The sequence below is a fragment of the Treponema sp. R80B11-R83G3 genome (assembly GCF_054786115.1).
Genome location: NZ_BDHF01000565.1, coordinates 1 through 384, shown reverse-complemented (window position 1 = coordinate 384; position 384 = coordinate 1). Strand labels below are relative to the sequence as shown.

Here is a 384-nt window from a genome sequence, read left to right as displayed (position 1 = left end):
CCCTCAACGCCTGGGTAAACATCGCCGTAAATATTTTAACCCGCAATATAGCCCGCGCGGATTTTGTTATTAAGAACGGGGGGGAAGATGTAACGCATGGGCAAATATATAACCTATTCAGAAAACCTAACCCCGCTTTAAGCCGTTACGACCTGTGGAAAGAAACCGCCGCCTGGTGGCACCTGGAAGGCGAAGCCTTTTGGTGGTTCGGCTCCGACTATTCGGGCGGCCTGCCCAAAGAAATTTATGTGCTTGACCCCCGCAAAATGCGCCATGAAGGGGAATTGTCAGGCGGTTTTGATTTTGGTTTCCGGCATACCCCCCGCCGGTGGTTCTTCCATTCCGGCGCTGAACTAATCCCCATTCTTTCTGACGAGATAATAC

At 51.3% G+C, this 384-nt stretch carries 1 protein-coding gene; it reads left to right on the top strand.

The window, feature by feature from the left end; genetic code table 11:
• On the top strand, positions 1-384 hold a 384-nt coding region (locus ACYVRH_RS14995), incomplete at both ends, for a phage portal protein (RefSeq protein ID WP_461257651.1).